The organism is Paenibacillus sp. Lou8.1, from assembly GCF_024213565.1.
In the GTDB taxonomy this organism is placed as follows: domain Bacteria; phylum Bacillota; class Bacilli; order Paenibacillales; family Paenibacillaceae; genus Paenibacillus; species Paenibacillus polymyxa_B.
On record NZ_JANAVN010000003.1, the window covers coordinates 224,279 to 247,439 of the forward strand.

15 protein-coding genes are annotated in these 23,161 nt (G+C 45.5%); 9 read left to right on the plus strand and 6 right to left on the minus strand.

Going from position 1 to position 23,161, the window contains the following annotated elements:
* The first annotated feature begins 252 nt into the window (after window positions 1–252).
* The 4 genes from NLX78_RS05895 (at window position 253) to NLX78_RS05910 (ending at window position 7,679) form a co-directional block, all read left to right on the plus strand.
* On the plus strand, window positions 253–2,805 hold the full coding sequence (locus tag NLX78_RS05895) for a DUF2339 domain-containing protein (protein WP_254349874.1): 2,553 nt from the start codon (window positions 253–255) through the stop codon (window positions 2,803–2,805).
* A 162-nt stretch (window positions 2,806–2,967) separates the two neighbouring features.
* A complete protein-coding gene (locus NLX78_RS05900; RefSeq protein ID WP_061829525.1) occupies window positions 2,968–4,317 on the plus strand; it encodes a sodium-dependent transporter in 1,350 nt (449 codons plus the stop codon).
* Window positions 4,318–4,591: 274 nt separating this feature from the next.
* Complete coding sequence (locus tag NLX78_RS05905; protein ID WP_254349952.1) at window positions 4,592–6,550, plus strand: acyltransferase family protein; 1,959 nt, start codon at window positions 4,592–4,594, stop codon at window positions 6,548–6,550.
* A gap of 196 nt (window positions 6,551–6,746) precedes the next feature.
* A complete protein-coding gene (locus tag NLX78_RS05910) occupies window positions 6,747–7,679 on the plus strand; it encodes a polysaccharide deacetylase family protein (RefSeq protein WP_254349875.1) in 933 nt (310 codons plus the stop codon).
* Between the two features lie 76 nt (window positions 7,680–7,755).
* On the opposite strand, the gene NLX78_RS05915 is transcribed toward NLX78_RS05910, so the two are convergent.
* The 3 genes from NLX78_RS05915 to NLX78_RS05925 form a co-directional block, all read right to left on the minus strand.
* Window positions 7,756–8,883 (minus strand): glycoside hydrolase family 88/105 protein, encoded by a 1,128-nt coding sequence (locus tag NLX78_RS05915; RefSeq protein WP_103047202.1) that lies wholly within the window; start codon window positions 8,881–8,883, stop codon window positions 7,756–7,758.
* A gap of 49 nt (window positions 8,884–8,932) precedes the next feature.
* Window positions 8,933–10,465: an MFS transporter gene (locus NLX78_RS05920; protein ID WP_025719365.1), complete on the minus strand. Its 1,533-nt coding sequence runs from the start codon at window positions 10,463–10,465 to the stop codon at window positions 8,933–8,935.
* Window positions 10,466–10,577: 112 nt separating this feature from the next.
* Window positions 10,578–11,930, minus strand: coding sequence for a right-handed parallel beta-helix repeat-containing protein (locus NLX78_RS05925; RefSeq protein ID WP_254349876.1), 1,353 nt, complete (start codon window positions 11,928–11,930; stop codon window positions 10,578–10,580).
* Between the two features lie 331 nt (window positions 11,931–12,261).
* Here NLX78_RS05925 and lepB point away from each other — a divergent pair, with 331 nt between their 5' ends.
* Window positions 12,262–12,882, plus strand: a complete 621-nt coding sequence (lepB, locus tag NLX78_RS05930; RefSeq protein WP_254349877.1) for a signal peptidase I — start codon at window positions 12,262–12,264, stop codon at window positions 12,880–12,882.
* Window positions 12,883–13,130: 248 nt separating this feature from the next.
* Here lepB and NLX78_RS05935 read toward each other — a convergent pair whose 3' ends face one another.
* Together NLX78_RS05935 and NLX78_RS05940 are read right to left on the minus strand one after the other, a co-directional pair.
* Window positions 13,131–13,961, minus strand: a complete 831-nt coding sequence (locus NLX78_RS05935) for a carbohydrate ABC transporter permease (protein WP_254349878.1) — start codon at window positions 13,959–13,961, stop codon at window positions 13,131–13,133.
* Window positions 13,961–14,857 (minus strand): carbohydrate ABC transporter permease, encoded by an 897-nt coding sequence (locus NLX78_RS05940; protein ID WP_134904268.1) that lies wholly within the window; start codon window positions 14,855–14,857, stop codon window positions 13,961–13,963. Before NLX78_RS05940 ends, NLX78_RS05935 begins: the two co-directional genes overlap by 1 nt.
* A gap of 122 nt (window positions 14,858–14,979) precedes the next feature.
* On the opposite strand from NLX78_RS05940, the gene NLX78_RS05945 reads away from it, so the two are divergent.
* The 4 genes from NLX78_RS05945 to NLX78_RS05960 all read left to right on the plus strand — a co-directional run bounded on the left by NLX78_RS05945 (window position 14,980) and on the right by NLX78_RS05960 (window position 21,243).
* A complete protein-coding gene (locus NLX78_RS05945; RefSeq protein ID WP_254349953.1) occupies window positions 14,980–16,839 on the plus strand; it encodes a cache domain-containing sensor histidine kinase in 1,860 nt (619 codons plus the stop codon).
* The gene (locus NLX78_RS05950) at window positions 16,832–18,484 is read left to right on the plus strand and encodes a response regulator (RefSeq protein WP_254349879.1); all 1,653 of its coding nucleotides are present in this window, start codon (window positions 16,832–16,834) and stop codon (window positions 18,482–18,484) included. The genes NLX78_RS05945 and NLX78_RS05950 overlap by 8 nt, the downstream gene beginning before the upstream one ends.
* 106 nt (window positions 18,485–18,590) lie before the next feature.
* Window positions 18,591–19,895: an ABC transporter substrate-binding protein gene (locus NLX78_RS05955; RefSeq protein WP_254328115.1), complete on the plus strand. Its 1,305-nt coding sequence runs from the start codon at window positions 18,591–18,593 to the stop codon at window positions 19,893–19,895.
* Between the two features lie 319 nt (window positions 19,896–20,214).
* Window positions 20,215–21,243 carry an NADH:flavin oxidoreductase/NADH oxidase gene (locus NLX78_RS05960; RefSeq protein WP_254349880.1) on the plus strand — a complete coding sequence of 343 codons (1,029 nt, stop codon included), beginning with the start codon at window positions 20,215–20,217 and terminating at the stop codon, window positions 21,241–21,243.
* Window positions 21,244–21,337: 94 nt separating this feature from the next.
* Here NLX78_RS05960 and NLX78_RS05965 read toward each other — a convergent pair whose 3' ends face one another.
* Entirely contained in the window at window positions 21,338–23,068 is a 1,731-nt protein-coding gene (locus NLX78_RS05965) for an ABC transporter ATP-binding protein (protein WP_254349881.1), read from the minus strand.
* Window positions 23,069–23,161 lie beyond the last annotated feature (93 nt).

Genomic DNA, 23,161 nt, shown 5'->3' on the forward strand with positions numbered 1-23,161 from the left:
TCTTTCCAATAAAAATAAATACACAGCGTAGACTCTGCAACACATCCATGCGGATTTCATGTTTGCGAAGGGGAAAGGTAGGCTTTATTTCATATGTATATCCATTCTACTTCATCTGCGATCATGAAACTGGAAGAATATATAAGTAAAAGCCCCAATTTACCGTCCAAAATGGGCTATAGTCTCTATAATGACTTTTTAATTTCATGTAAAATGTAATGATTACCAAAATGGACAGCAATGGAGGAGAACATGGAGGATTTTAAAGATCGTTTACATACGATCCGCGAAGAACAGAACAAGCTGCTCAAGGAGTATCAAACATTAATCGCGGACTATGAAGCCTCAGATATCATTTTGGAGAATGAGGTTCTGCGAAAAAAGTTCGAGGATTATCAGGCTCGCTGCATTCACTTGGAAGAGCGAGTACGACATATTGAGCAGGAAAATGGAAAGCTGCGCACTGCGCTGACGGAGCAAATGCTGAGTGAAAAGGCGAATATGATTCGCATTTCACGTGAAAAGCTGGAGACCTATTTTGCTTCCAGAACCGCAGAAGGGAAAAATCGGCTGACATCCTTTGAATATGGGGCTAAAAACCGGGTGGACCAGCTTATTCAGCAAACTACACATGAGCTTAAAGAAGATCAGGACGAGATCGTCGCCAGATTACGACTATTCTCAGAGGAGATTCGTGACCGGATCATGGAGCAACGCGTGCGGTTTCAGGAGGCCGAGCGCCAATTGCTTCATCAGACGGCAAGCGAGTTTCAGCAACTCGGAGAAGAAGAGATCAGCGAAGAAACGATGCAGAAGCGCATGAAGCAAAATCAGTTTGAAATGAAGCTAGGCTTGAACTGGATCAACAAGCTGGGGATTTTGCTCATTATATTGGGTGTGGGAGCCGCTTTTAAATACTCATATTCGAACTGGTTTACAGGAAATATGAAGGGCGTGGCCTTCTTTCTGCTAGGAGCGCTGATGCTGGGAGGCGGCGAATGGCTGTATCGCAAGCAGAAGCAGACCTTTGCGCTCGGTATTTTAGGCGGCGGTATTTCTGTACTGTACGGATCGATTTTTTACAGCTACTTTTTGTTAGAAATCATAGGAATGTATACAGGCATAGGCTTGTCCGTACTAGTTACGGTGACCGCTGTGCTACTGTCATTAAGGTATGAATCCCGAACGATATGCTCTTTCGGTTTAGTAGGGGGGTATCTTCCGCTCTTTTCTTATATGGCAGCCAACGGGCTGGAAGGGAACGCCGTGTATATCGCCATGGGCTATTTGTTCCTGTTAAACCTGCTGATTCTGCTTGTATCCTTCCGCAAACGGTGGGTCGTCGTGCAATATATCAGCTTTCTGCTTAATACGCCCTTGATGATTGTGCTGGCGTGGTTATCGGAAAGCACCGTAGCGAGCATGCTGTATGCAGTCATTACATTTGCGATGTACCTCGGGATGACACTGTGGGTGCCGTTCCGTTTAAAAACAAAACTGTCATGGCTGGATTTCTCCCTATTAGCTCTGAATACAGTCGTGAGCTGTTCCGTTCTGTATTCTCTATTCGGCGATGCAGGCCTGGATGATTATAAAGGCTTGCTGGCTCTGGTCTTTTGCTTGGTGTACGGAGGTCTGGGACAATGGGTCCGTCGATATATTCCAGAGGAGAAACAAACCGAAATATTATTTTATGCGACTTCTTTGACCTTTGCCATCCTCATGATTCCGTTCCAGTTTGGAGTTAGATGGTTATCTATGGGGTGGTTGATCGAAGCAGTTCTCCTTACATTATATGGACATCGTTACCGGTTGAAGGAATTGGAACGAGCTGGCTGGGGCATTTTATTACTGTGTCTGGGCGCATTCTTTTTCGTCGATTTCCCTATATATCTGTTGTCAGGATTTGAGACAGACTATTTTGGACTCAAATATACGCTCATTACACTGGGAATGTTGATCGTTACCGTCTTCTATGCGATTGAATTTAGCCGTCCGAATGCTTTCAAAAACAATCGGTTGTACGAAATGCATATCATGCAAGGATTTAAATATGTAGCTTTGGTGAACGTATATTTCTACCTTTTGTATGAAGCAGGGCATTGGTATAACATCGTCTTATCCGACGAGTTTGCTCATTACACCTTGTACAAAGTATTGTTGTATACCTGCGTATCGCTGGTGTTGGCTTATTTCCTGCCTAAGGTGAGGTTGCTGTATGATCGGGTGATTAAATACTACAGCTTGGCGTTGTACGTCATAGGCTACGCGCTGGCACTGGTGGTCACCGTAACGGTTCCGACCTTGCATGAAAATTATGCGCAAAATACGGCTGCTGATTATGTGGCATTGGTGGTCCTCGCAGCCTTTAATGTGCTGGTATTCTTCAGCAGCAGGGATTTCCTGAACGCACTGATGACCCGACATTATAGAAGTAATGAGTTGTATCCGGTCATTATGGGTGTATATTTGCTGGGCATCATAACGGCCTTTCTCGGAGTTCAGTTCCGTCTGGGGGATGCTGGTCTTGTGTTCAGTCTGGTGTATTTGCTACTAGCCATTTTGTATATTGTATACGGCTTCCTCAAGCGAGTGGTCTACATTCGCAGATTTGGATTGGGCTTGACCTTGCTGTCGACAGGTAAGCTGCTGTTGTATGATCTACATCTGTTAACAACTGGAAGCACGATTGTAGCCTACTTCTCTTTTGGTGTTGTACTGTTGGCGATTTCGTATATTTATCAAAAAGTATCTAATCGCATGGGAGAGACCATAATAAAGAAGGATGTTGAAGAAAATATGTAGTTTTCTGTTGTATTTTGTAGATACCGAACATTATGAAAATAAATCCGGTAATAGTGAAAAATTATGCATGACCTTACATCCTACTTACGCTATAATGAGTAAAAATTATTTATGTACGCATGCTCATGTTTATGCGTAAGTAGAGAGAATGAGGGGGATATAATGAATTTGAGCAAGGGGCAGAATAGCCTGTCTGATAAAAATGAACGCTTCTCGTCTGCTGGATTTATATTGGCGGCGATCGGCAGTGCGGCAGGACTAGGTAATATTTGGAAATTTCCGTATATTACAGGACAATATGGTGGAGCTGCATTTTTCTTATTGTTTATTGTCTGCCTGTTGCTTGTTGGTTTGCCTGTACTTTTAGCGGAGCTTGCGCTTGGTCGTGCAGGTCGAGGAAGTGCTGCTTCTGCAATGGTAAAAGTAGGCGGTCATCCGATTTGGGGCAAGATGAGCATCATGTTTGTTATCGTGCCGTTTGTTATCTTGTCGTTCTATGCCATTGTAGGGGGCTGGACACTACATTATGCCGTTGAGGCATTTAGCGGAAATCTGTTTTCGAATAATGATTTTGCTGGACAGTTCGCTTCTTTTTCCTCCGGCTATGCGCCGTTGGTTTGGCTGTTAGTTGTTTTTGCATTTACAGCAGTCGTGGTAACTCTTGGGGTATCGAACGGGATTGAAAAGTTCAATAAAATTTTGATTCCTGCCAAGGTCATCCTGTTGCTCGTGTTGATGATTAACGCTCTTATGCTGCCAGGCTCTGGTGCGGGCGTATCCTTCTTTCTGAATCCCGACTTCTCTAAGCTAAGTATAGAGTCTGCATTGGTTGCTTTGGGACATGCCTTCTTCTCACTCTCACTGGGGATGGGAATTATGATCACGTACGGTGCATACGTAGATCGCCGTCAATCGCTGGGTGGAGCCATGCTGGCCGTTGGTGGCGGAGATTTAATCTATGCGTTTATCGCAGGTATGATTATTTTCCCTACAACCTTCTCCTTCGGAATTAATCCGGCTCAAGGACCATCGCTGGTTTTCATTGCTTTACCGGCTGCTTTCTCGGCAATGCCTTTTGGTGCATTCTTCGGCGGTTTGTTCTTCGTACTGCTGGCGGTTGCTGCATTAGGTTCTATGGTATCCTTGCTGGAAGTTCCAGTAGCCTATGTCATGGAGCGTATGCGTTGGAGCCGGGTTCGCTCCGTTCTCGTCGTATCGGTCCTGTGCTTGATGCTGGGCGTCCCTTCTGCATTGTCCATGGGGCTGGTGCCTGAACTAAAAGTAGGGGATAAATCATTCTTTGATTTCGTAGACTTTACCGCATCCAACATCTTCTTACCGTTAGGCGGTTTGTTGATTGTTATATTCACAGGTTATTACTGGAAGACTGCGGCTGAGCATGCGAACATCAAACCCTTCTGGTTCAACGTATGGTTATTCGGTCTTCGGTATGTTGCACCGATCCTGATGTTGTTGGTCTTCCTTCATACCTCAGGTATCATCAAGTTTTAAGAGAATAGAATACTAATAAAAAGGCATTTTCTTCCTAAGGGAAGAGATGCCTTTTTTTGTATATCTATCAGTGGTTACCTAACTGTGGAAAGGAATGATATAATAAAAACATTGTCATTAATTTTAACTTCATTGAAATCATTACGATTATGAAGTTTTATATAATGAATGAAAAGGCTACAGGGCATCGCAGACGATGTGCAGGAGAGGGAAAGGGCAGAAGAGCATTGAAACAGACAGGGAGCTTGAATTTGCAAGAAGGACGGCGGCTGAAATGAAGTCTAATCGGTTGTCGTCACAACGTCGTTATATGCCAGGTTTGGATGGTTTAAGAGCGCTGGCAGTCATCGCAGTCATTGTGTATCATCTGAATCCGGATTGGTTGCCAGGTGGTTTGTTGGGTGTAGGCGTGTTTTTTACTTTGTCAGGATATCTGATTACAGATATTTTGGTTAGTCAGTGGGATACATATCATAGTTTTAAAATGAAAGATTTCTGGTTGCGTCGTGCCAGAAGGTTGCTGCCTGCCATGTTGACGGTTGTGGCTGTCATTGTCCTGTGCTCGTTGCTTTTCGATCCGTCCCGGCTCACGGCCTTGCGCGGAGATGTACCTGCCGCATTGGTGTATATGAGCAATTGGTGGTTTATTTTCCATCAGGTTTCGTATTTTGAAAGTTTCGGCCCCCCTTCTCCGCTTGGGCATCTGTGGTCGCTGGCGGTGGAGGAGCAGTTTTATATCCTGTGGCCCTTACTGCTGGCGCTCGGGCTAAAATTCATGCCCAAGCGTATTGTGCTCGCAGGCTGGGTAACTTGTCTGGCATTAATATCTGCGCTCCTGATGGCCGTGATTTACGTACCGGGAAGCGACCCGAGCCGGGTGTATTACGGCACGGATACGCGCGGATTTGCTTTGCTGATTGGTGCGGCACTGGCTTTGGTGTGGCCAAGCGGCAAACTGAAAGAGAAAGCTTCTGCTAAGGCGCGTATGCTTCTGGACAGCATCGGTGCAATAAGCTTGCTGTTGCTTTGTCACTGGGCGTGGGCCACGAATGAATATGACCCATCTCTGTACCGGGGCGGCCTGCTGGGCATAGCTTTAGTCACTGCTATTGTGGTCGCAGCATTGGCACATCCGGTAAGCCACCTTGGTCGTCTGCTTGGAATCAAGCCGCTACGTTGGATTGGAGCCCGTTCCTACGGACTGTATCTGTGGCATGTTCCGGTTATCACGCTAACGACGCCTCAGGTAGATACCGATGGCGTGCATGTGCTGCGTATCATTTTACAATTGCTAGCTACCGTATTGCTGGCGTCTCTCTCGTTTAAATATATTGAGGAGCCGATCCGCCATGGAGGATTCCGCCACTGGATCACAGGAATCCGCTCTGCGGTTCGTAGACAGGCGCGGTGGAGATGGATGCCTACAACTACAGCGGCTGTGCTGTTTGTAGGTATTCTCGTGGGTACCGTCCACCTGTACGTGGCTTCTCCTGATGCAACGATTCAGGCGGCATCAAGCGATGAGAATCCAGTCGCAAAGGCAAAGGCGATGCCGCCGCTTCACGGAACGGTATCCGTGGCTTCCAAGGAGCCTCAAGCCATCAAGCTGCAAGGGTCCGAGGGCAGCAAGGTGCAGACCCCAGTCCCGTCTCAAACCCAGACGCCTAAGAATACGGCGGTCCAGGCTGGTACTACGGACGATGTTACGAAACCGTCGGAACCTTCGGACAAACCCAAAGAAGCTACGCCTATGACAGGTGATGGCTCGAGTGTTACCGCCATTGGAGACTCTGTCATGTTGGATGTACAGTCGTACATTCAGGAATCCTTCCCGGGAGCTGTTGTAGATGGGCGGATCGGCCGTCAGATGGCGGAGGCGCCTGCCGTACTGGAGCAGCTAAGACAGAACGGACAGCTCGGTAAGACGGTTATTATTGAGCTAGGCACGAACGGCGCTTTTACCAAGGACCAGTTATCCGATCTGTTGGCTAGCCTGAAGGATGCGAAGCGTATTATACTTGTGAATACCCGTGTGCCTCGGCCGTGGGAGAGTATTGTGAACAAGCATCTTGCTGAAGCAGCGTCCCAGGACCCGCGAATTACAATAATTGACTGGTACGGAGCCAGCTCTGGTAAAAACTCCTATTTCGAGCATGACGGAGTACATTTGAAACCTAAAGGTGCTAAAGCTTATGCGTCCTTGTTGGCTCAGGCCCTAACGAAGCAATCGTAATAAACTGCAATGATACTCATAAATTATGTAAATGCAAGACAAGAAAGCCACCGGGAGTAGGTTGTCCTCTGGTTGAAGCACATCCCTAAATTTTCATCGGCTAAACCTAAGGGGTTTTCCAATGTCTATTCTAAGGTGTGTATATCAACCCTGATCCGGTGGTTTTTCTTATTTTAGTATGGAGGTACATAAGCTAATGGAAAAGGGCTATTCACATAGTAGGACAATGGAGCACCGCTTGAAGAGGAACAGAAAAAGGCTCATTTGGATTGCTATTTTATTATTTGTGGCAGGTTGTATTACTTTCATTGCAATAAAGGTCTCATATAACAAAACACAGGCGCCAACACAGGAGCTTGCTAAAAAAACAGATTCCGTATCCAAGGACTCATCAAAAGGTAAAGCGGTCTCTCCAAAAAGCGACCCCGAAGTAGAAGATGGTGCCTTTGTCGAAAAATATTTAAAGCAGCAAATGCTAGGGCAGATGCCCGATGGAGCCGATGGTAAAAAAGTGGCCTACTTATCCTTTGATGATGGTCCATCCGTGACGGTAACACCTAAAATATTGGACATTCTGAAAAAACAGAAGGTCAAGGCAACCTTTTTTATCGTAGGAAAAGAAGCCGATGAAAATGAACATACCAGGAACATTATCAAAAGAATTGTTAAAGAGGGTCATGCGATAGGAAACCACACGTACTCTCATAATTATAAGTATTTATATCCTAACAGGCGGGTAAGCACAGACCATGTTATGCAGGATATTGAGAGGAACAATAAGGTGTTAAAAAGTATTCTAGGGCCAGAATTCACCACAAGAATGATCCGGTTTCCTGGGGGCCACATGACATGGAATAGAAGAGATCCACAGGGGATGGCTGCTTTGGATAAAGTCTTACTGCAAAAGGACTATCACCAGGTAGATTGGAATGTATTAACGAAGGATGCAGAGGGAGCATCCAAGAAAGCCCCTGGACTAATCAACCAATTTATGAGATCAGTGAAAGGTCGAGAAAAAGCCATCATACTCATGCATGACACCTATGGTAAAGAAGAAACTGCAAAAGCTTTGCCGCAAATTATAGAATATCTAAAAAAACAGGGATATGAGTTTAAGGTTATGAAGTAAGATATGTTTATATAAGAAAAGGACGGGGCTGATGGCCACCGTCCTTTTTGCTAATAAGGTATATCGTTCGGGTGTTTTAGATGCGCTCTGCTTCACCCATCGCCTGAATGAAAGCACCGATACCTTTGGGGTCGTTGGTTATAATCGGCTCGCTGATATAGTAAGCGAAGGTACCGTCCCGACGATCCTTGCCACCCAAACCGCTTACTTGCACCGTTTTGTTCAGATTCACAAGTCCTTCTTCAGTGATCGTGATAAATTCATCGATAATACCCTTACGGATGATTTCTGCCTCTTGACGATATTGCTCTGGCAGATAGCCTTTGCGAACGCCCTTGGCAATAGCATAGAGAATCATGCAGGAAGCAGAGGCTTCCAGATAGTTGCCTTTCACATGGCCCAGGTTGAGCACTTGATAAAAGACTCCACTTTCTTTATCACGCACTTTCAGCAGGGCTTCCAGTGTTTCCGTCAGCATATCGATCAGGACGGGACGGTCTGCATGATCCTCTGGAATATAGTCCAGCACGTCAACGAGTGCCATAACGAACCAACCCATCGAGCGTCCCCAGAAATTTTTAGAGCAGCCTGTTTCCGGGTTGCACCAATGCTGCTCACCCTTCTCATCCCAAGCATGGTAGAGCAGGCCTGTTTCAGGATCACGCGTATGTTCGTAGCAAAGCTTGAATTGCAGGGTCACATCGTCAAACTCTGACGGATCTCCGAATTCGCGGATGAATTCAGCATAGAACGGGGCACCCATGTACAAGCCGTCGAGCCAAATTTGATACGGATAAATTTGCTTATGCCAGAATGCGCCCTCGCTTGTGCGTGGGTGTTTTTCCAGCTGACTGCGTAATTGGTAGGCTGCCTTTTTGTATCGTTCATCTCCTGTGGCACGATACAGCGAGAAGAGCAGCTTGCCGTTATTCACGTGGTCAATATTGTACTCATCTACTTTATAGCGCTGAATTACGCCATTTTCGTCAACAAAATGGTCCATATGTTTTTTTATAAATTCCATGTACTTGGGATCGCCTGTCAGTTCGCCAACCCATTCCAGACCTCTGTAAATGACACCGTGGTCATATTCCCATTTTTCATAAAATTCCGGGCTCCGTTGCAGAACGGAATCGCTCATACGTACAGCCCAAGAATCTGTTTTTGTAGGACTGGTGGTTGGTTGTGATGTTGGATTTGCCATGATACAGTCACCTCTTTAGTAAATGTTTAATCTGTAATTGTTATTGTTGTTACATAGATGGAGTGTGTGTCTTAGGGTCAACGGGTTTGTTCTTGAAGCCCACGTTATTGTTACCCCAGCACCGATCGTAATGGAAGCCTGTCAGTTCCTCGAATACCTTCCGGGCTTCCGGTTTGGCTGATTTCATGGAGCCACCGTTTTTGAGGCGGTCAATTTCGGCGATTAGCTTCTTGTGGCTGTCAATATCCAGCTTCATCACGACAGAAGCAATCATACCGATGATCGCGAGAACGATAGTACCAACCACGAGTACATAAAAGATGGCGTGCTGAGCAGCGACGGGCTGACTATCAGCCCCGGATACAAAGCCAAAATGCTGTAACACCCAGCCGAGAATGAAGACGACAACGGCCCGCACCATTTTTCCGGCAAAAGTCATCATACCTGCATAAATACCTTCCCGGCGACGGCCGGTCAACGCTTCATCCACATCGGCAAGGAACGTGTATTGATTCCAAGGAATGTAGTAGACGCCCCCAGTACCAAGCCCCATGAACAGGGTGATGACATATAGCCATACCATCGTATTCGAGGCTCCCGTTATATAGAGCAGGCCATAACCTGCTACGCTAAAGCAAACGACAACGAGTGCGGCGATGAAAGGCATACGGAACCCTTTACGCACGCAGAATTGGATGAAGAAATAGGTAGAAATCAATTGAATGACAGAGTTAAAGCTGTTCAAATTGGATACCATCTCCGAGCTTTGGAACAAGGAGAAGACAATAAAGTACGTAAAAGCAGAAGTAAACAGCCACTCAGCTGAAAAGCCGCCCAGGTACATCCCGAGATGATGACGGAACGTCTTGACTCGGAAGGTAGAGGAAATGTCGACAAACAACTTTTTCATCGAATCTATAAAGGAAAGCGGAGCTTCACCTTCCAGTTCCTTTTGCAGTTCCTCACTTGGACGTTCCCAGGAGTTTTTGTACAAGAATGCCATCGCAATCAGCAGAATAGCTGCAAAAACGAGACCGGTATAAAAGAAAGGCAATGGAGAGTCTTTGCCATACTCGGCAATAAAGCGACCAGGGATAAAAGCGGCAGCGAAATTGGCAATTTTGCCAAACATGGCCTTCCATCCAGTCAATCTGGAGCGTGCGCCGAAGTCCCGTGTCATCTCTGACGCTAGTGCTTCATACGGCACCATGACAGAGGTATACACCAGTTCAAACAGCACGTACGTACTCAGGTAATACCAGAAGCCCAACCCATCTACCCAAAGCATCGGATACACGAGCATCAGCGGGATACCCATCATGATGAAAAAGCGTCGTCTGCCGAATTTACGGCCCAAGCGGGTCCGGTGAAAGTTATCGCTGATAAAGCCCATGACCGGATTGCTGACTGCATCTATGATGCTGGCAACAGAGAAAATGGCCGCGGCCTGAACGGGAGACAGTCCGCAAAAGGTTGTATAAAAGTACATTAACCATGCACCGCTAATAGCAAGTGCGCCACTTCCTAGCATGTTACCGCTTCCATAGGCGAGTGTATGTTTCAGTGTGATTCTTCGTTCCATGATCTGTTCACCTCATATTTTGTCTGGTTATGAGGACAATCACCGGTCGCTATATTATGCAAAATTGTCTGAGTTGGTAGATGGGCCAGGGCGTCCTGATTAGGCGGGGCTTTTAACGTGCCCCTATATTTTTTCCGCTCGGAGTACCCGAGCCGATCAGATCGCTTCCTTTGGCCAGCTTAAGGAAATCACCGAGCTGGATGGAACCGTCTGCACTTCGAGTGATAGAAGGCGTGAGGCTAACAAAGTCGTCTGCACTGACTACCAGACCTTTGGCATTCGTCGATTTCTTGTTTTTCCACCAAACGCTAGAGTCTTCCTGATCTGTACCGCTTGTTTTATCACTTGCTGTTCCTTCAAAAGAAAGATTGTTAATGAACACGTGATCACCCTTGTCAAAAGCAAAATTACTTTGTCCATTGTCCCACGAGGTATTATTGGTCAACGTAATGCTGCCGGGGTTGCTATTGTAGGTGAAGCCGTGCTTTTTGTTCTGGAAAGCAATACTGTTTTTCACAATATGGTTGACTTTGATTTTGTCTCCACCCAGCTTAAAGCCATTGCCGTCGCTGTTCGCGGTAGACGTTCCATCTGCGGTCTGCCCGTTGTGGTGGGCCACACTGTTCAAAATGGTTACTTCGCCGATAGGACCCGTTTCGGTTTTGCTATACAAATCCCAGCCATCGTCTACGTTGTACGCAGCCAAGCAGTTATCAAACACATTGCCTGATCCCACAGTCAATTTGGCAGCGAAGCCATCGGCATCCTCACCATTATCGGGATCAGCGTTATCGTGAGAGTAAGAATTCAAAATCAAATTGTTCGATGGCCACTCACTAGTGGAAGCGTTAGGGGAGTAACGTCCAAGCTGAAGTCCAGTATCCCGGTTGTGGTGGGTTTCCACGTTTTCGATTCGGTTATTGCTGCCGCCGATATAGATACCATTATCTCCGGCACCCTTGACTTCAAGGCCCTTTACCAGCCAAAAGTCTCCGTTAAGCTGAAGTCCACGATTGGCTGAACCAAAGGCTTGAGCAGAGAAATCAAGTACCGGCTTTTCACTACCGTAAGCGACCAACCCTTTGAGTGAGCCGTTATTGCCGCTATTTTCACGCTGAATTGTAACCGTTGAGGAGTAGGTGTAGTTGCCACCGCGCAGGTAAATGGTTTTACCAGGAGCAATTTGCGTAAGTGCTGCTTCGAGCGTGGTAGGACTGGATATTGTACCCGGATTGGACACGTTACCATTTGGCGCTACATACAAATCACCTGCCGCTAACGTTGTGGAGACGGTGGTTGAGTCGGTTGTACTAACTGCCTCTTCTGTGAGTGCGGAAGAAGGGATGTCGTTGGATAACGTATCTGCGTAAGCGGTTCCAATAAGGCAAGAAGAAGCAAAAACAAAAGAAACACCGAGTCTTAGAGCGTTAAAGCCGGTTTTTGGACGATCATTTCGTTTAAACATGTAATTTCCTCCTTATTTGAGCTCATATTTTAAAAGAAGATAGCATCTATAAAAGTGACTCATGCTGTCTTTCCACTAAAAACAGGACACCTCCTGGGGGAATAGATTGATCTACCATTAGTCCAAAACGCTCTAAGAAGTATATGCACAGTGTAATATATGTTAACGTTTGCATCAACAGTTTTTTACTGTTTTTTTGATATTGTGAAAAAAAGTTCACACTTTTGTTTCAACTAAAAATGTAGTTTTGCCAGACTGGGAAAATTTGATTATACTTAAACATTATACATATAATAGGAATGAAAACTGTGGGAAAGGGTGGGTTTAGCGCATGGAGAGTGGAAATCATTTGACGGATTCAACTGTCGAACAATTGCAGGAAAAGCAGCCACGAGTGAAAAATGAGATGATCGATTGGCTTAAGGCCATTATTGTAGCCATTGTGCTCGTGTTCATTATACGTTGGCTATTATTTGCGCCATTTATTGTTGAGGGAGCGTCCATGGAACCGAATTTCAAGACAGATGAACGAGTGGTCGTGAACAAGGTGATTTACGATTTTCGTGATCCCAAGCCGAGTGAGGTTGTTGTATTCCATGTGAGAAAGGAACAAAGAGAGTTTATTAAGCGTGTTATTGGAGTGGCTGGAGATACGATTCAGTATCAAGGCGACAATCTTTATGTGAACGGTAAGAAAGTAGAGGAGTCATACATTCAGGGAGCTATTCAGGATGCGCACGCCAAGGGAGAACTATATAACAATGTTGATTTTCCAAATGCAACCATAACCGATTCCAAGGTACCTGAGGGGTATATTTTTGTGATGGGCGACCACCGCAATAATAGTAGGGATAGTCGTGCTATTGGCTTTGTCTCTATTAAAGATATTGTTGGCCGTGCGGATGTGATTTTTTGGCCGGTGGATAGCGCACAATGGGTTAAGCATAAATAATATAAGAGCGCCTAAGAGGGGGGGATTCCTCACTTCAGGCGCTTTTTATTTTATAATCTCATTATATTTTTTTCGTAAACGGGTCAGGAAGCTTGCTATGGACGAAATGCTAAAGGCGCTAGGCCAATTTAAGGCTTAGCATGTGTACCATGGACAAGCCTGTTTAGGCCTGAACAGGTTGAAACCAAGAGGACTTGCGCGAACAACACGCAAGTCCTCTTTTTTGCATCTGGCTTCGCATCCTTGACTCAGCCTTTGACGGCTCCAGCGACGACGCCTTTGACAATGTATTTTTGCAGAAAAATAAATACGATGATCGAAGGCAGAACAGCCATTACCATCGCGGTCATGGCGTATTGCCAGTCTGACGTATACTGTCCGACAAAGGTATAGGCGGCCAGCGTCAGCGTTTTGGTGCTGGGTGAGCCGTTGACCATGAGTAACGGAAGCAGAAAATCGTTCCAAATCCACATCACGTCGATAATGACAATGGTGGCGGTGACTGATTTCAGCAAGGGAAAAATCACGGAAAAGAAAAGCCGGAAGCCCGAGGCCCCATCGATTTTGGCGCTTTCATCAATCTCAGCCGGAATACCTTTCACGAAGCCGTGATAGATAAACACTGCCAGCGGTGCGCCGAAGCCCCAATACAGGAAGCCAAGTCCCCAAGTGCTGTCTGCCAGATTTAGGTCTTTCGCCAGTCGCAAGACAGTGAGCATGATGGACTGAAATGGGATCAGCATCGGCATAATGCACAGCATGTAAATCACGGAGCTCCATTTGCTTTTGGTTCTTGCCAGCTTGTAGGCTGCGATGGAAGATATCAGTACGATACCTGCCAGTCCGACGACGGTGATAATGGTGTTATTCAGAAATAGGCGCGGATAGTCAATGAATTTCCATACATATACGTAGTTATCCAGCGAAAGCTGCTTGGGCAGCGCAATAACGTCGGTCATGACCTCAGCGAAACTTTTGAACGAATTGTTAATGGCGAGAAACAGCGGGTACAAAAATAACAATGATAATACAATCATGCCCGCTTCTAGCAAAATACGTCCCGTACGGCTGCGTTGCATCAGGCTTCAACCTCCCTGCGTTTGAAAATAGACAATTGAATAATCGTAATGATCAGGACTGCAACGAATAAAATCAATGCTTTGGCTGTTCCGTAGCCATACAGATTGTTCTGGAACGTGTCCCGGTAAATATCATACGCAATACTGTATGTCGTACCACCTGGTCCGCCGCCGGTCAGAGATAAAATGACGTCAAACACTTTGATCGAGTTGGTCAGTGCCATGAAGACTGAGATCGTAATGGAAGGTGCGAGCATCGGTAGAATAATACTGAAAAATCTCCGAATCGGCCCCGCGCCATCGACAATGGCAGCTTCTTTTAAATCCTCTGGCACAGATTGCAAGCCTGCAATATAAATGACCATGTAAAAGCCAATGGATTGCCAGATCGATACCGCCAAAATGGAAATAAACGCGAGCCCTTCCTCACCCAGCCAGCTTAGCTGGAAGATGCCCCAGCCTGTACTGTGTCCCAGTGACTCAAAGCCTTGCATGAAGATGAATTTCCATATAAAGCCGACAATCACGAGACTGAGGATATACGGGATAAAGAAAGCCGCCCGCAGCCAAGCCGAGCTTTTCAGCTTCATATCGAGAACGAGCGCCAGCAAAATGGCCAGCACATTCACCAATACAATGTACAGAATGGCGTACTTGACGGTAAACCAGGCTGCATGTGCAAAATTGGCGTCCCCAAGCAGGATTTGCTTGAAGTTATCCAGACCTACAAATTTCGGATGTTTGGATATGCCGTTCCACTTGGTCAGGGAATAGCGTATCGTCATCAAAAACGGAATATAAAATGCAATCGTAATGCACAGGATTACGGGCAGTGTGAATAAACCGAATTCCAGTTTACTGCCCTTGTCGCCCCAAGTTCCCCTTTTTTTCAGCATAACGCACCTCTTTTTCTCAACATTTTCCGCTCTTTCGCTCCAAGCTGTTTAAGATATAATGAAAGTATAGGATAGCCCCTAGGGCCGGACCAATGGATTTAAGAAAACAGTTGAGGGTAAAAATGTGTACGCTTTCAAAAGGGGCGATTATCATGATGTCAGAGCGTGTAGGAACGTTTCTTCGCTCTATGTGGAGGAGGATCACGCAAAAATTAGTGAACAAGCTCATTCTACTTTTTACCTCGGTGATTATTCTGGTGGTGGGCTCACTCACAATTATTTCCTATCAGATGATTGAAAAGGAGTCGGTTAACCATAGCATCGCCAGCACGACCAATAATCTATTGCTGGTCAATCAGAATTTGGAGGATTACTTGGAGGGAATGCAGCAGTTGGCTCTTCCGCAGCTTCGTTATAACGATATCATGAACGCCATTGCCAATGAGAATCGAGACTATGCTTCGAGAATGGTCATTGAAAATTACTTGCGCAGCATGTTTTATTCACGTAATGATCTGGAAGCGATCTATCTGTACGTGGCGGACCGACATCAATACTATGTGGTCACCAGGGAGACATACAACATTACGGTGCGCAAAGGAATAAACACGGATATTCCCAAGCTTCCCTGGTATAAAGAGGCGATGGCTAGTACCACGAACGAATCATTTCAATCCTTTGTGGGGTCCCGCTCTGATATGGGCTATGTGGCACCACAAGCCAGCTTTATGGCATACCATCGAGTGCTGAGGTCGATTGCATCCCGCCACCCGCAGGCGGTGCTGTCCTTTTATTACAATACGAGCGCCGTGAATGAAATCATGCAGAACATTCCACTGGGCAAAGGGGACCAATTGATGCTAATGAGCCCTAAAGAGGTTCCCTTTTATGTGAACAGCTTTCCGCTATATGAGCGGATGCGTGATTCTGGAGTGTTGTCACAGATCGGCAAGGGAGGAAGCGGGCGAGTAACGTGGTCAGATAGCAGTGGGGATCAGGAGTATTTGGTCGTCTATGATGCTGGTGAAAAAGAGGGGTGGCAGCTCATTAAGCCCATCCCATACCGCCAGATTTATGAAGCAGCTACGACTACACGGAATTGGAGCTATGCCATCGGAGCTTTATTTTTAGGTGTGTCTATTATATTAGTGACACTGACCTCGAACGCCATTACCCGACCTTTACATAAGCTGTCCACCCAGATGAAGCGGTTTAGCACCGGAGATTTTGGAGCAACAGCTCCTGTGAAGGGACATGACGAGATTGCATATTTGTCGCTGCATTTTAACGAAATGGTACAAAGAACCGAAGAACTTATTAATGAGCGCTATCGCATGAAGCTGGTCGAAAAGAACGCCATACTCAAGGCGTTGGAGGCTGAAATTAATCCTCATTTTCTGTACAATGCCCTGCAAGCCATATCCACGCAGGCATTAAAGCGGGAGATGTTCGACATGGCGGATATGGTGGATGCGTTGGCCCAAACGTTGCGGTATTCCATCAACGGCAAGGATATCGTAGTTGCCCGCGAAGAGCTCAAGCACATTGAACGGTATATAGGTCTGCAAAAAGCAAGGTTCGGAGCGAGACTGCGAGTCGAAGTGGTATGGGAAGAAACGCTGATGGAGCTGCCGATTCCGAGATTATCTGTGCAGACGTTGGTGGAAAACGCTATCAAGCATGCGTTGGAAAAAGTATCAAGCGATATTCTGATCGTCATTTCAGCCGAATCGAGTTCTACAAATGCCACAATTACAGTCAGGGACAACGGACCTGGAATTTCAGAGGACAAGCTGAAAATGGTGCTGGATTCATTCCATGAAAAATGGGAAGAACGGGAGAGCGAGCATATTGGTTTGAAAAATCTGAACACACGGTTGAAGCTTTTGTATGGAGATCAGGCAGGATTATTCATACTTACGGATGAAACGGGAACGGAAATGAGAATGCAAATTCCCCGGGGAGGAGTCAGTCATGTATAACGTATTGATTATTGACGATGAGGAGCCATTGCGCGAAGCCATTCGTATTATCGGGGATTGGGACGGTCTGGGCATCGAACATATTTATGAGGCGACGAATGGAAGGTTGGGACTGGAGCTGTTGGGTCAGCACCATATAGATGTGGTGATGGTCGATATGAAAATGCCTGAGCTGAACGGTATCGAATTTCTTCGTGCCATCGAAAAGGCATATCCCCACCTGCTGACGATTGTCATTAGTGGCTACAATGACTTTGAATTTACACGGCAGGCGATTCAATCCCGGGTGGTGGACTATCTGCTCAAACCTATCAATCGTCAGGATCTGAATCAGGCACTGCGCAAAGCCGTGGACATTCTGGAAAGTCGAGAGCAAAGCAAAAACAAGTTCATTAGCCAGAACATTACGCTGAATATGTCACTGCCGAAGCTGAAAGAGAAGCTATATTTGTCCATTTTGGACGGTAGCTTCAAAAGGCAGGCCAATACGGCGTTGCTCCCATTGATCGGAGCGGATCAGCCGGGGAATCGCTTTGGGGTGATCGTGCTGCGGCTGCTGAACAGGGATGAGATTCGCAGGACACGTTTTCATGGCGATGCCGATCTGATGGATTTTGCCGTGACCAATGTGTTAGCTCAGACGTCAGATGAACGGTTGAGTTGTTTTAGCTTCTCCCATCCGCGACGGGAGCGTGAGGTCGTTTCGATCTGTACCTTGGCCCCAGGACAAGAAGAACATATGGCCTTACTATTGGCACAAGTGACACAGAAGGCGGTGGCGAACCTGCATGGGCTGTTCAGCATGGTGGTAGTTGCCGGATTGGGTAAGCTCTGCACAGATGTATTGGAGCTAGCGTCTGCTTATATGGATGCCAAGACGCTCATTCACAGCACGGATGTGTTGAAGCTGGAAGGGGAATCCATTCTTCATACAGTGCCACGGCAAATGGGTACGTTAGAGGAAATGTCATGGACGGAGCGACTGTTGTCGATCCAAAAGGATGCTCAGACAGGTCAGGCGAACCGGGCAAAGGTACTGCTGGGCGATCTGCTGAAACAATTGGCATCAGGCCCTATTTTCCGTTTACAGGATGCGGATCGAATGATGAAGGAGTTCCATTTTTTACTGAGAGAAGCTGCGATTGAGTTGGGTGCGTCTACGTCAGCGTCAGCGTTGAATCAAGATGGAGCTTTGGAAGAACCGGAGCAAGTGGGGGAAAGCGATTTGTCTGCTGATTTTACGAGCTTTGTCCACTACGGTCAGAGATTGAATCGGATGCTGGAGCTTTACATTGCTGGGGTCCAACATGCTCAAGCGGGGAACCAGCCCTTTGACATAACGGACATCAAAAGGCACATCGACCGTTATTATTTTGAGGATATCAAAATTTCGTTTTTTGCCGAAACCTATTTCTTGAGTCGGGAATACCTGATGAAGCTGTTTAAGCAGCAGTTTGGTTACGGTATTCACGAATATGTACAGAAGGTTAGAATGGACAAGGCGAAGGAGCTGTTGGGTGATTCTAGCCTGAAAATACAGGAAATCTCGGATATGCTCGGCTACAAAGATAAAAATTATTTCAGTAAGGCTTTTCGTAATTATTATCAGGTGTCACCGTCTGAGTATCGCGTAAGCCTGCAATAAACCACTTTTTTACCCTTAACGCTTCACTAATCTGCCTTTTTAAATTGGAGTATATTTTTTAGAATGAGCGCATGGACGTTGATCACAAACAAATGGGGGAGTATCCATGTTAAAGAAGATGATGGCGTTATCCGGCAGTTTGCTTTTGACGGTCGGTTTGTTGAGCGGATGTGGAAGCAACGGCGGCACGGATGCGTCGAAAGAAAGTGCTGGCGGCAAAGAAGATTTGAAAACGGTTACAATAAACATGTTCACAGCTTCACCAGAGTATACCGATGCTTTTAACGCGTATATCGAGGAGTATAAGAAGGTCAAACCTAACGTGAAGATCAATCTGGAGATCATGCAGGCAGACTACAACACGATTCTGAAGTCGAAAATAGCCTCAGGTAGTACACCGGATGTATTCCAAACGACGGCAGGAGGCGACATCGACACGTATGCGGATTATAGCGCCGATCTGACCAATGAGCCGCTGGCAGCAGCCATGACGGATGCTGTTCGAGCGAATATGAGCTCCAGTGACGGCAAAGTGCTGGGACTCCCGGTAAAAGGGAACCTGTTTACGCTGATTTACAATAAGGATTTGCTTACCAAGGCTGGGGTAACTTCCCCGCCGAAGACGATTGCAGAAATGCAGGATGCGGTCACCAAGCTAGAGGCGAAGGGCATTACTCCATTTGCCAATGCATATAAAGAGTGGTGGGTATGGAAGCATATCTTCCAACACTATGTAGATGCTGCCGCGCAGGATGCAGGCGTGGAACCGAAGCAGCTCGTTAGTGATTTTATCGCAGGCAAAGCAAAAATCAAGGACTACCCAGTGCTGTACAACAACTTCTTTAACTTCATTGATTTGACGGTGAAACATGGCACAGATAAGCCACTGGAACGGGACAGCAATGCGGAAGTAAGTGATTTTGCATCCGGAAAAGCTGCGTTTATGACGGGTAAAGGTGCATGGGATGAGGAAGCAATCAAGAAAATTAATCCTGATCTCAAGATTGGCATCATGGGATATCCGGTGAGTGACAAAGCTGATCAATCAGTCATTATTACTGGTGCAGATCAGGCGCTGCGTATCAATAAGGATTCCGAAGTATCGAAGGAAACAATTGAATTTTTCAACTGGCTGTACACTTCGGAATACGGTAAGAACTGGTTCTCCCAGGTAGCGAAGGTGATTCCTCCAATTAAGGATGCACCGCTTCCTGATCTGGAAATGCCTAAGGAAATGGAAAGTATTTTGAAAACGTCGAAGTCCGGTGATCTGTCTGTTAACTACTCGCTGGATACGTTCCACCAAAAATTTGGTGAGCTGATGCAGGCATATATCAGCGGTAACATGAACAAGGATCAGGCGGTTGCAGAGATTGAGAAGGCATGGGTACAATTAGGTTCAGCACAATAAGATTGGTATTGCAGAGGCGTCCGTAAGGGCGTCTTTTTGTATTATAGCTAGGAGGCGGAGAGGGGAAGGACAAAAAAATATTTAATAATTTTTAAATATTTACTTGCAAAAAGTTATTGGGTTGTGGATAATAGGTTGTGTGCAATATATCTACAACATACGACATACATAATGACTGCAAGTTGCAAATGTGAGAGATCCCCCGTTGGAGGAATCTCTTTTATTCCGTTTGGACTATGCCGATTATGTTTTTAATAGACCGTGTAATTTGGAGCGTATTTTTCGTTTATGTGACGAAGATAAAAAGGAGATGAACGTTTTGACGAATTCGTTGTTTACACCGTATACACTGAAAGATTTGGAATTAAAGAATCGTGTGGTGATGCCCCCGATGTGCCAATACTCGGTGACAGCCAAGGACGGGATTCCGAATGATTGGCATCATGTTCATTATTTGAGTCGGGCTATTGGAGGTACGGGCCTGATTATTATAGAAATGACGGACGTGGAACCGGATGGACGGATTACAGATTATGATCTGGGTCTTTGGTCAGACGAGCATATCCCAGCTTATAAGAAGCTGGTTGACGGCATTCATGCGCACGGGTCCAAGGTAGGCATCCAGATTGCTCACGCGGGCCGTAAAGCTGAGGATGCAGCTGAGCCAGTGGCTCCTTCCGCGATTGCATACCCGGATGCGAATTATAAACAGCCACGCGCGCTTACGACGGAGGAAGTCCGTGGCATGGTGCAAAAATTCGCAGACGCTACCCGGCGTGCAGTTCAAGCGGGCGTGGATACGATTGAACTTCACGGGGCACATGGTTACTTGATTCACCAATTCCATTCGCCAGTTACAAACAAGCGGGACGACGAGTACGGTAAGGATTTATCCCGTTTCGGCGTTGAGGTTATTCAGGCTGTACGCAAGCAAATGTCTGCGGGTATGCCGTTAATCTTACGCATCAGTGCGGTGGAATACGTAGATGGTGGGTACGATGTGGATCATGCCATTGAGCTGAGCCGTGCATATCAGGCTGCAGGCGTAGACGTGATCCATGTTAGCTCGGGCGGGGAAGGCCCTGCTGGCGCCAGAAAGCCGGGCAACTATCCGGGCTATCAAGTGCCGTTCGCACGCCAAATTCGCGAGGCACTGAACATCCCGGTGATTGCTGTAGGCTCGTTGGATGACCCAGCCTTGGCGCAGTCCATTATCGGCAACGAGGATGCCGATCTGGTCGCTGTGGGACGCGGATTGCTGCGCGATCCATATTGGGCGATTCATGCAGCAGTGACGCTGCGCGGCGAGGAGCCTTCCATACCTGAACAATATCAACGTGGCTACTGAGGCCTAAGTAATCCCACGTTGTTTATATATAAACAAGGCACCTGCAACGAAGTGTACGCTTCGTCAGGTGCCTGTTTTGTTTTATGGGTTGTCTTTATTTGTAGGATGGCTCCTGCACTTCATTTTGCAGAAAATCTTTTTGTTTCCTATAAGAGTTAGAATAAGTGCTGCTATAAGACATTAGATCCGCATGGCTACCTTGTTCTACAATTCGACCATTTTGAACAACTAATATATGGTCCGCATGAATGACTGTTTGGAATTTATGAGCGATAATGATGATAGTTCGTTTACCTTTAAGCTCATTTAAAAGGTGCAGAATTAGAGATTCAGTTTCAGCGTCAAGGGCAGAGGTCAGCTCATCCAAAATGAGCACAGGGGCATTGTGAAGCAATGCCCTTGCTATAGCCAGACGTTGTTTTTGGCCTACCGATAAGTCATATTTTCCAGAAATGATATTAGTGTTATATTTTTCGGGAAGGGATGAGATATAGTCATGTAACCCCACCTTCTTTGAAATATTAACAACTTCATCTAAGGTAGCATTTTTATTGCCAAAGGCAATATTATCGAATATGGTTCCTGTTGTTAATAATTCTTCTTGTGTGACTACCGCTATATTTTTATAGAAGTAATTTTTATTCAAATCGTGTAATCTGTTATCCCCATAGTAGATCTCGCCCTTAGTCGGAATGACTTCTCCGGTTAGGAGCTTCACAATAGTCGTTTTACCAGATCCACTTTCTCCTACGATACCTAACATTTGATTTTTTTTGATTTCAAACGAGATGTCATCAAGAACAGGAGTAAGATTGTTATAGGAAAAAAATACATTTTTTACGTATATTCCATTTCCCGTAAATCCTTCAATATTTGTGCCGTTCCAAACATCATTTAAATTGAAAAAGTTAAGAATCCTTTCAGCTGAAGCTACCGCTGATTGCACACCTACATTTAATTGTGACAAGCGTGATACCGGTTGTAGCAACTTGACTATATATGTACTGAAAGCAACCAGTGTACCTAAGGTAATCTCTCTATCAATTAGCAAAAAACCTCCAATAGCTAGTAAAAGTAAAGGGAAAAATCCACTTAAAAAGTTACTGATTATACCTAGTAGCAGTTCTCGCGCAAAAAGTTTTTTCAAAATACGAACCAAAAGTATTTGTTCTCTGCAAAATAGGGCACTACTATATTTTTGACGGTTGAATCTGATTGCAGTCCATTTTTGTTTCAAACCTAACTGAAGGGTTTCTGTCATATTTTCATATTGTTTTTTGTAGGCAACATTTAATTGGTACACTTTCTTTTTGGAATTGTAGTATAAGAAAAAGTAAATAGGAATAAAGATCAGGGAGACCGTTGCCAGCTTCCAATTCATAAAATAGAGAACAACAACGGTTGCGACAATTGTCAGACAGTCCGTAAACATAGCTATAAATGCTTGATTTAGCAATCCAGTAAGAGCTTCGACATCATTATAAAGTAAGGAAATAATTTTTCCAGTGGGCTGGTGGCTTCGTAAATTTAGATTTTGTTGATATATATCATTCCTCAACCGGAACTGTAATAAATTTTTGATTTTAAAAATAACTGAATCTCTCAGTGCTCCTGTGAATCCTCCACCAACTAGTAGTAATAAAAAAAGGCTACCTAAATAGCTGATTTCTTTAGCTGAGAGTGTTTCTGTGTTATAGGAATCTATCAGCCGTTGCATTAAAATAGGTTGGTAGATCATGAACAATATATTTATTATAATGATACAAAGTACAGTAATTTGTAGTGCCAGTAAAGGCTTAATGTATTTTCTGATTAGTTGGAACATAAAATAGGCCCTCCATATTTAGGGATAAAGCCAGATAAGATAGAATCAGAGTAGCTAGATCGGCATTGTTAATAAATGATATGAAGTCTTAGA

Coding starts and splice junctions, on each gene's coding strand:
- NLX78_RS05895 (WP_254349874.1), top strand. CDS start 253: ATGGAGGATTTTAAAGATCGTTTACATACGATCCGCGAAGAACAGAAC.
- NLX78_RS05900 (WP_061829525.1), top strand. CDS start 2,968: ATGAATTTGAGCAAGGGGCAGAATAGCCTGTCTGATAAAAATGAACGC.
- NLX78_RS05905 (WP_254349952.1), top strand. CDS start 4,592: ATGAAGTCTAATCGGTTGTCGTCACAACGTCGTTATATGCCAGGTTTG.
- NLX78_RS05910 (WP_254349875.1), top strand. CDS start 6,747: ATGGAAAAGGGCTATTCACATAGTAGGACAATGGAGCACCGCTTGAAG.
- NLX78_RS05915 (WP_103047202.1), bottom strand. CDS start 8,883: ATGGCAAATCCAACATCACAACCAACCACCAGTCCTACAAAAACAGAT.
- NLX78_RS05920 (WP_025719365.1), bottom strand. CDS start 10,465: ATGGAACGAAGAATCACACTGAAACATACACTCGCCTATGGAAGCGGT.
- NLX78_RS05925 (WP_254349876.1), bottom strand. CDS start 11,930: ATGTTTAAACGAAATGATCGTCCAAAAACCGGCTTTAACGCTCTAAGA.
- lepB (WP_254349877.1), top strand. CDS start 12,262: ATGGAGAGTGGAAATCATTTGACGGATTCAACTGTCGAACAATTGCAG.
- NLX78_RS05935 (WP_254349878.1), bottom strand. CDS start 13,961: ATGCAACGCAGCCGTACGGGACGTATTTTGCTAGAAGCGGGCATGATT.
- NLX78_RS05940 (WP_134904268.1), bottom strand. CDS start 14,857: ATGCTGAAAAAAAGGGGAACTTGGGGCGACAAGGGCAGTAAACTGGAA.
- NLX78_RS05945 (WP_254349953.1), top strand. CDS start 14,980: ATGTGTACGCTTTCAAAAGGGGCGATTATCATGATGTCAGAGCGTGTA.
- NLX78_RS05950 (WP_254349879.1), top strand. CDS start 16,832: ATGTATAACGTATTGATTATTGACGATGAGGAGCCATTGCGCGAAGCC.
- NLX78_RS05955 (WP_254328115.1), top strand. CDS start 18,591: ATGTTAAAGAAGATGATGGCGTTATCCGGCAGTTTGCTTTTGACGGTC.
- NLX78_RS05965 (WP_254349881.1), bottom strand. CDS start 23,068: ATGTTCCAACTAATCAGAAAATACATTAAGCCTTTACTGGCACTACAA.